6 protein-coding genes are annotated in these 7,022 nt (G+C 61.7%); all 6 read right to left on the bottom strand.

The genetic code is table 11. From position 1 onward, the window contains the following. Nucleotides 1-133 precede the first annotated feature (133 nt). From P1U55_RS12695 to P1U55_RS12670, 6 genes are read right to left on the bottom strand one after another with little or no spacing between them, the layout of a single operon-like run. Nucleotides 134-1,636, bottom strand: coding sequence for an AMP-binding protein (locus P1U55_RS12695; RefSeq protein ID WP_301047990.1), 1,503 nt, complete (start codon nt 1,634-1,636; stop codon nt 134-136). Nucleotides 1,637-1,675: 39 nt separating this feature from the next. Next, a complete protein-coding gene (locus P1U55_RS12690; protein ID WP_301047989.1) occupies nt 1,676-2,848 on the bottom strand; it encodes an acyl-CoA dehydrogenase family protein in 1,173 nt (390 codons plus the stop codon). Between the two features lies 1 nt (nt 2,849). Next, nucleotides 2,850-4,163, bottom strand: coding sequence for a dihydrolipoamide acetyltransferase family protein (locus P1U55_RS12685; protein ID WP_301047988.1), 1,314 nt, complete (start codon nt 4,161-4,163; stop codon nt 2,850-2,852). 2 nt (nt 4,164-4,165) lie between these two features. Beyond that, on the bottom strand, nt 4,166-4,948 hold the full coding sequence (locus P1U55_RS12680) for an enoyl-CoA hydratase/isomerase family protein (protein ID WP_301047987.1): 783 nt from the start codon (nt 4,946-4,948) through the stop codon (nt 4,166-4,168). 16 nt (nt 4,949-4,964) lie between these two features. Beyond that, the gene (locus P1U55_RS12675) at nt 4,965-5,939 is read right to left on the bottom strand and encodes an alpha-ketoacid dehydrogenase subunit beta (RefSeq protein WP_301047986.1); all 975 of its coding nucleotides are present in this window, start codon (nt 5,937-5,939) and stop codon (nt 4,965-4,967) included. Nucleotides 5,940-5,942: 3 nt separating this feature from the next. Further along, nucleotides 5,943-6,902 carry a thiamine pyrophosphate-dependent dehydrogenase E1 component subunit alpha gene (locus P1U55_RS12670; protein ID WP_301047985.1) on the bottom strand — a complete coding sequence of 320 codons (960 nt, stop codon included), beginning with the start codon at nt 6,900-6,902 and terminating at the stop codon, nt 5,943-5,945. Nucleotides 6,903-7,022 lie beyond the last annotated feature (120 nt).

Genomic DNA, 7,022 nt, shown 5'->3' with positions numbered 1-7,022 from the left:
AGATTGCGATAGGTCTGTTGTGCCTTTTCGTCCCGCGTCAGTCTGGCCTTCTTTCGAGGCTGTTTGAACGCCCGCGAATTGGGCTCCGCTGTGGGGCTGGCTTTCTGGTTCGGCACTGGGGCTCCTAAGGTGGTCAAAGGTCTTTCAGGGCTTCATCCCGCAGCACGCGCTTGAGAATCTTGCCAGAGGGATTTCGGGGCAACGCCGCAACCAGCTTCATGTCCTTTGGACATTTGAACCCGGCCAACTGGCTTCGGCAATAGGCGTCCAGTTCCTCCATTTCCAACGATTGCCCGGCTTCCAGGACGATTACGGCCATCGGCACCTCGCCCCATTTTTCGTCGGGCTTGGCAATGACCGCCACGTCTGCGACCTGCGGCATTTGAAATATTACCCTTTCCAACTCGGAAGATGCAATATTCTCGCCGCCGGAAATGATCATGTCTTTCTTGCGGTCGGTCAAATACAAAAACCCGTCCGCATCGAGATAGCCCATATCGCCCGAGCGCAAAAACCCATCCGGGTGCATGGCGGCGGCGGTGCGCTCCGGGTCTTTCCAATAGCCGCGCGTAACCTTTGAGCCGCGCATGCAAATCTCGCCCTCGGTCCCGGCGGGGAGGCTGGTGCCGGTATCGTCGCGGATTTCCACTTCGACCATGCTGACAGGCCGCCCGACCGAGCCGATCTTGTCAAACTCGCGGCCCGGCTCCATCATCGTGTCCCCTGAAACGGTCTCGGTCATGCCGTAGGCATCCACATAGCGCGCATTCGAAAACACGCTGCCGAAATCGCGTATGCGGGCCTCGGGTGTGCGGTCCCCTCCCGCGATACACCAGCGCAGCGAGGTCAGATCAGGCAGGTTGTCGCGCTCCAGCGCCAGAATGCCGCTGGTCATCACCGGGGCCAGCCAGATCCCGGTGATCCGTTCCCGCGCAATGGTGTCCACGACCCGCTGCGCATCGAAATCCCTCAGCACAACCAGCGTTCCGCCCATCGCATGCACCGCCATCCCCGGCAGATCGCAGGCGCCCACATGATACAACGGGCCGACCATGCACAGCCGGTCCTGCGCCGTCAGTTGCAATGACAGGATCAGATCCATGTTCTTGAAATGGAAATTCTCGTAGCTGTGGGTCACCCCCTTGGGCCGGTCCGTGGTGCCCGAGGTGTACATAAGCCGCATCAGATCGTCGCCCGCTCGCGGATGCGGCGTGGCCAGCGGCTCTGCGTTCAATACCTGGCGCGGGTCCGCTTGCGCGGCGCTGTCCAGTATCAGAACGGGCTGGTCGAGCCCTTCGAGAACCGGCGAGAATTCAGCATCCGCCACCACCATATCCACCCCGGCATGACCGGTGATATAGGCGATCTCCTCTCCCGACAGGCGAAAGTTGATCGGCAGGCAAACCGCGCCAACATGAGACAGAGCGTAGAGCAGTTCGATAAAGGCCGATGAGTTCTTCATCACTAGGCCAACGATGCTGTCAGCGCCAATTCCGCATTCGCTGAGCCCCCCGGCGAGTTGGTGAACCCGCTGTTCCAGCGTAGCCCAATCCAGCCGCGATTCGCCGTAAATCAGCGCCTCGGCCTGCGGACGGGTCTGGGCATGAAAGCGTAACTGTGCCGACAGGTTCAGCATTTTTGGCTCCTTGGTCGTAGAGCAACGGGGGCAGGCGCGTCAGTACGAGCGCGGCAAGCCCAGATTGACCGTCGCGATATAGTTCAGGATCATTTCTTCAGAGACGGGCGCAAAGCGGAACAGTCGCGCGTCACGCCACAGGCGTTCGGCATGCATTTCCTTGGAAAAGCCCATACCGCCCATCACCTGCATGGCACGCTCGGCAACCGCAGAAGCGGCCTGCGAGGCCAGCAGCTTGGCGGCGTTGCTTTCCGATCCAAACGGCACCCCTTGGTCAAAAAGCGAAGCGGCCTTCAGGTTAAGCAGCTTGGCTGCCTCCAGTTCTGCCCAATGCTGCGCCAGCGGGAACTGGATCGCCTGATAGGCACCAATCGGGGTCGGGCCAAAAACCCGGCGCTCCTTGGCATAATCCACACCCAGCCGCACCGCGAGCCGCCCCGCGCCGATCAAACCGGCGGTGGTGACAATGCGTTCGGTGTTCAGCACGTCCAGCAGTTGATACCACCCCTTGTCCACATCGCCGATCAGCTCGTCAGCGCGGATGTGCACATTGTCAAAAAACACCTGACTAGAGGGAAGCGTATTCGTGCCCAGCTTGTCGATCGGAGTATGGCTTACACCTTCGCGATCCGTGTCGATCATGAACAGGCTGATGCCGTGGGTCTTTTTTGCGGCCTTCTCGATGGGGGTTGTGCGGGCACCAACCAGCATCTTGTGCGATTGCGGCACCCCGGTGATCCAGATCTTCTGGCCATTCAACCGCCAGCCATCCTCTTCGGCCACTGCTGTTGCGCGCATTTCCAGCGAATTGCTGCCCGCGTCAGGCTCGGTCAGCGCCATGCAAAACTGCATCTCGCCGCTGCACATCTTCGGCAACCAGTCACGCTTCATCTGATCGGTGCCGTATTTCGCCACCGATACACCGCCAAAGATCGGGTTGAGCATGAAGACCTGCGCCAGTGTCGCCCCGGCGCCACCGGCGCAAAGCTCCTCGATGATCAGCGCCACTTCAACCATGCCAAGGCCCGCGCCGCCCAGTTCATCAGGCAGCATGGCGCCGGAAAGGCCAGCATCGCAGATCGCCTGCCAGCATTCCGTGGGGAAGGACTTGTTGGCATCCTTCTCGCGCCAGTAATCGGGGCCGAAAGCCTCGCCAACCTTGCGGGCGGTCTCGATCATCAGCTTTTGTTCGTCGTTCAGTATGAAATCCATCTTAGTCTCCGGCGTTTTGGTCGGCGGTGCCGCGCGCGGGGCGGAGCAAGCGCAATGGCGTTTCCAGAAGGGCAACAATTTCGGCCAGGAACGTGGCGGCGTCGGCCCCGTCGATGATGCGGTGATCGCAGGCCAGCGTCAGGGTCAGCTCACGGCGCAGAGCGGGCGCGCCGTTTTCGTCGGGGCGGAACAGTTGGCGTTCGGCACCAACACCCAGGATCATCGCGTTCGGCGGGTTGATGATTGGCGTCAAAGAGGTGACGCCCATCATCCCGACATTCGAGATCGAGATTACCCCGTCGCCCACATCGGAGGCTCCCAGCTCGCCGCTGCGGGCACGCGCGGCCAGATCCCGCGCCTGGGTTGCGATATCGTCCAGCGTGGCCCCGCCGGCATCGCGGATAACCGGGATGCGCAGCCCGTCGGGCGTTTGCGTGACCATCCCGATATTCGCCTGGCTGAAGGCCACGATTTTGTCACCCGCCCAGATGCGGTTCATCGCAGGATGTTCGCTCAGCGCCACACCCAGCGCCCGGATCAGCATATGCGTGACACTGACGCGCGGTGCATCGGGATCGGCGTTCAACTGCTTGCGCAGCCCGGTCAGGGCGCTCAGCTCAGCCTCATGCGTGACATAAAAATGCGGGATGTCGCGCTTGGCCGCGCTCACCCGCCGGGCCGTGGCCAGCCGTGCCGCATCGGGGGTAATTTCCCGCGCTGGGGCTGGCTCTGGGGTGGCAGCGGGCTGACTGCGGGGTGGCAGCTTTGCCGCGCCCTCAACGTCACGCGCCTTGATCCGCCCCATGGGGCCGGACCCTTCAACACTGTGCAGATCGAGGCCCTCTTTGGCCGCGATATTTCGCGCCAGAGGTGTCGCGATAACGCGCAGCACATCGCCCTTGGTCACACGGCCATTGCGCCCGGACGGGGGCACCTGCTCACGCGCCAGATCATGCTCGGCCATCAGTTTGCGCGCCGATGGGGCGTCTTCCGTGTCCGCAGCCGGAGCCGGGATTGGGGCTGGATCTAGAACCGGCGGCGCGCTCTGTGTCTGCTCGCCCGCGCTGCCCGCGTCATCCCCCGCTTGCGCGAGCCGCGCGACCGGTTCGCCCACAGGCACGGATTCGCCCTCTGCCACGACAATCTCCGCCAGAACGCCGTCGGCTTCCGCTTCCACGTCGTTGGCGACCTTCTCGGTCTCGACCGTGAACAGCACGTCGCCCGCGTGGAACGCCGCGCCGGGGGCAACATGCCACTCGGTCAGCAAACCCTCCGTCATGGTCAGTCCGAATTTGGGCATCACGAGATCGGTCATGCCTAGCGTCCTTTGAAGGTTGCTTCGCGCTTTTCCAGAAAGGCCCCGCATCCTTCATGCGCATCGGCACTGTCCAAAACCAGCCCGATCATCGCCTGTTCATGGCGCAATGCGGCCGAAAGGGGCATGTCGCCGCCATCAGAAAGCGTGCGTTTGAGAAGCTTCAGAACCAGCGGTGATTTGTGGGCAATCTTGGCCGCAGTTTCGCGGACGCTGTCCATCAGCGTATCGTGCGGAACAACGCGGTTCGCCAGCCCGACCGAGACCGCCTCATCAGGGGTCAGCATATCGCCGGTGAACATGATTTCCTTCGCGCGGCAAAGCGGCAGTTGCCGGATGATCCGCTGCGTCCCGCCCGCGCCGGGGAACAGCCCCAGGGTGATTTCCGGCAAGCCCAGCTTCGCCTTGTCCGAAAGGATGCGAATATCGAGCGCCAGCAGCAGTTCGGTGCCGCCACCAAGGGCAAATCCGTTCACCGCGCCGATCGTCGGCTTGTCAAAGGTTTCGATGCGGCGGAACAGGTTGTGAATTTCCTCCGCAAACTCCTGATAATGCGGCAACCCCTGCCGCGAGTTCAGATCGGCAATATCCCCCCCCGCAATAAAGGCACGGCCCGCGCCGGTGAAGACAAGCACCCGAACGTCGGGGTCGTTTTCCACCTTGTCCAGCACAGTGTGCATGGCGCGGATCGTCGGCACGTCCAGCGCGTTCAGCGTTTCGGCGCGGTTGATGGTGATCGTGGCAATGGCATTTTCCACGTCGAGAAGGATAGGGTTCGTGCTCATGTGAATCCTCTTGAAACTAGGCCAGCGTCCGGCGGAGCGCCGCAACGATCTGGCTGGCATCGGGGCGATAGGCGTCTTCCAGGGTCTTGCCAAATGGCGACGGAGCAAAGGGCGCGCCGACCCGAAGGATCGGCCCGTCCAGCTGGTCAAAGCCAATGTCGGCCATGCGGGCAACAATCTCGGCCCCCACGCCGAAGGCTTCCACCGCCTCATGTGCGACCACAAGATTGTGGGTGCGCGTCAGGCTCTCCAGAACCAGGTCTTCATCCCACGGCTGAATCGAGCGCAGGTCGATCACTTCAACCTCAATGCCCTCTTCTGCCATGGTTTCGGCAGCGGTTTGCGCCATGGCCACCGCAGCGCCGTAAGATACCACCGTGGCGTCGCGACCGGGGCGAACAATACGCCCCTTGCCGATCTCGATCGGCTCGCGGTCATCGGGCAAATCGCCCTTCATGGCGTATAGCGCCTTGTTTTCCACCACGATCACCGGATCGGGGTCGTCAATGGCGGCCCGCAACAGCCCGTAGGCATCGGCGGGGTTGGAGGGGCAAACAACGCGAAGCCCCGGCACATGCGCGAACCAGGCTTCCAGGCACTGCGAGTGCTGCGGGCCAGCATTCAGCCCGCCGCCATGTGGCGTGCGCAGAACCATCGGAACCGATCCCTGACCACCAAACATCGACCGGGCCTTGGCCGCCTGGTTGACCAGCATATCCATCGACAGGGTGGTGAAATCCATGAACATGATTTCCACCACGGGCCGCATTCCGGTAAGCGCTGCGCCCACGGCCATGCCGGTGATCGCCGCCTCGGAAATGGGCGAGTCATAAACCCGCTCGGGGCCGAACTTGTCGAGCAAATCGCGGGTCGCCTTGAACGAGCCCCCCGCCGCGCCAATGTCTTCACCGATCAAAAAGACCGTGGGGTCAGCCTCCATTGCATCTGCAAGGGCTTGGTTGACCGCCTTGATATAACGTATCTCTGCCATCGTTCACCCAGCCACTTTTGTATAGACGTCTGCAAGGATATCGGCGCTGCTCGGCAATGGGGCCTCAAGCGCGGCCTCCGTGGCGGCTTCGATTTCGGCATCGACGGAATCGGCAATCTCGGCAAGCATCTCAGGGGTGCCGCCGGCCTTCGCCATTTCCGCTGCGTTCAGGCGTATCGGGTCACGTTCAGAAAGCGCCGCGATCTCATCGCCATCACGGTAATCCTGCCGGTCGCCCTCGAAATGGCCGCGCACCCGCGTGGTGCTGCATTCCAGAATGGCCGGGGCGGAGGTTTTCCGCATTGTCTTGACCAGCCGCGCCGCTGTGGTCGTCACATCGGCCACCACATTGCCGTCAACGGCGGAATATTTGATGCTAAAGGCCTTGGCGAGCTTGTCGAGACTTGTCGCAAGCTGTCGTTCGGTCGGGCTGAACTCTGACCAGCCGTTGTTTTCGCAAACGAAAAGGATGGGCAGTTTCCACAGCGCCGCCATGTTCAGACATTCATGCAACACGCCTTCGGCCAGCGCACCATCGCCGAAATAAACCACCGCGATATTTCCCTGGCCCTGCATCTTGAGCGCCAGCGCGCTGCCGGTGGTGATCGGCAGGCCTGCCCCCACAATCCCGTTTGCGCCCAGCATCCCCTTGCTCAGGTCGGCCACATGCATAGAGCCGCCGCGGCCTTTGCAAAGGCCCGTTGCCTTGCCAAGGATTTCCGCAAAAAACCCATTCAAATCAACACCTTTTGCCAGCGTATGCCCGTGGCCTCGGTGGTTGGATGACACTGTATCATTGTCCGTGAGGGCCTGCGATACGCCGACCGGAACCGCTTCCTGCCCGATAGACAGATGCAGGAATCCCGGCACAAGACCGTCTGCGAACAGCTTTTTCAGGCGCTCTTCCGCGCGCCGGATCACCAGCATCTGGCGATGCAGTCTCGCCAGCTCGTCGAGTTTCATGAGGGTCTCCTTGCTACTGGCGGCGATCATGCCAAAGCAGGTGAGTGGCGTCAATCAAAATGATTATTGAATCATAATTCATTGTATGGCGTGTCAGAGGCCCCGTCTGCACGGCTGTTT

Origin of the sequence: Vannielia sp. (assembly GCF_029212645.1) — a bacterium.
In the GTDB taxonomy this organism is placed as follows: domain Bacteria; phylum Pseudomonadota; class Alphaproteobacteria; order Rhodobacterales; family Rhodobacteraceae; genus Vannielia.
This window is presented reverse-complemented; position numbering and strand designations above follow the sequence as displayed.

What these genes read in the sequence shown, in the direction of transcription:
- P1U55_RS12695 (WP_301047990.1), bottom strand. Translation starts at nt 1,636, where the DNA reads ATGCTGAACCTGTCGGCACAGTTACGCTTTCATGCCCAGACCCGTCCG.
- P1U55_RS12670 (WP_301047985.1), bottom strand. Translation starts at nt 6,902, where the DNA reads ATGAAACTCGACGAGCTGGCGAGACTGCATCGCCAGATGCTGGTGATC.
- P1U55_RS12690 (WP_301047989.1), bottom strand. Translation starts at nt 2,848, where the DNA reads ATGGATTTCATACTGAACGACGAACAAAAGCTGATGATCGAGACCGCC.
- P1U55_RS12685 (WP_301047988.1), bottom strand. Translation starts at nt 4,163, where the DNA reads ATGACCGATCTCGTGATGCCCAAATTCGGACTGACCATGACGGAGGGT.
- P1U55_RS12675 (WP_301047986.1), bottom strand. Translation starts at nt 5,939, where the DNA reads ATGGCAGAGATACGTTATATCAAGGCGGTCAACCAAGCCCTTGCAGAT.
- P1U55_RS12680 (WP_301047987.1), bottom strand. Translation starts at nt 4,948, where the DNA reads ATGAGCACGAACCCTATCCTTCTCGACGTGGAAAATGCCATTGCCACG.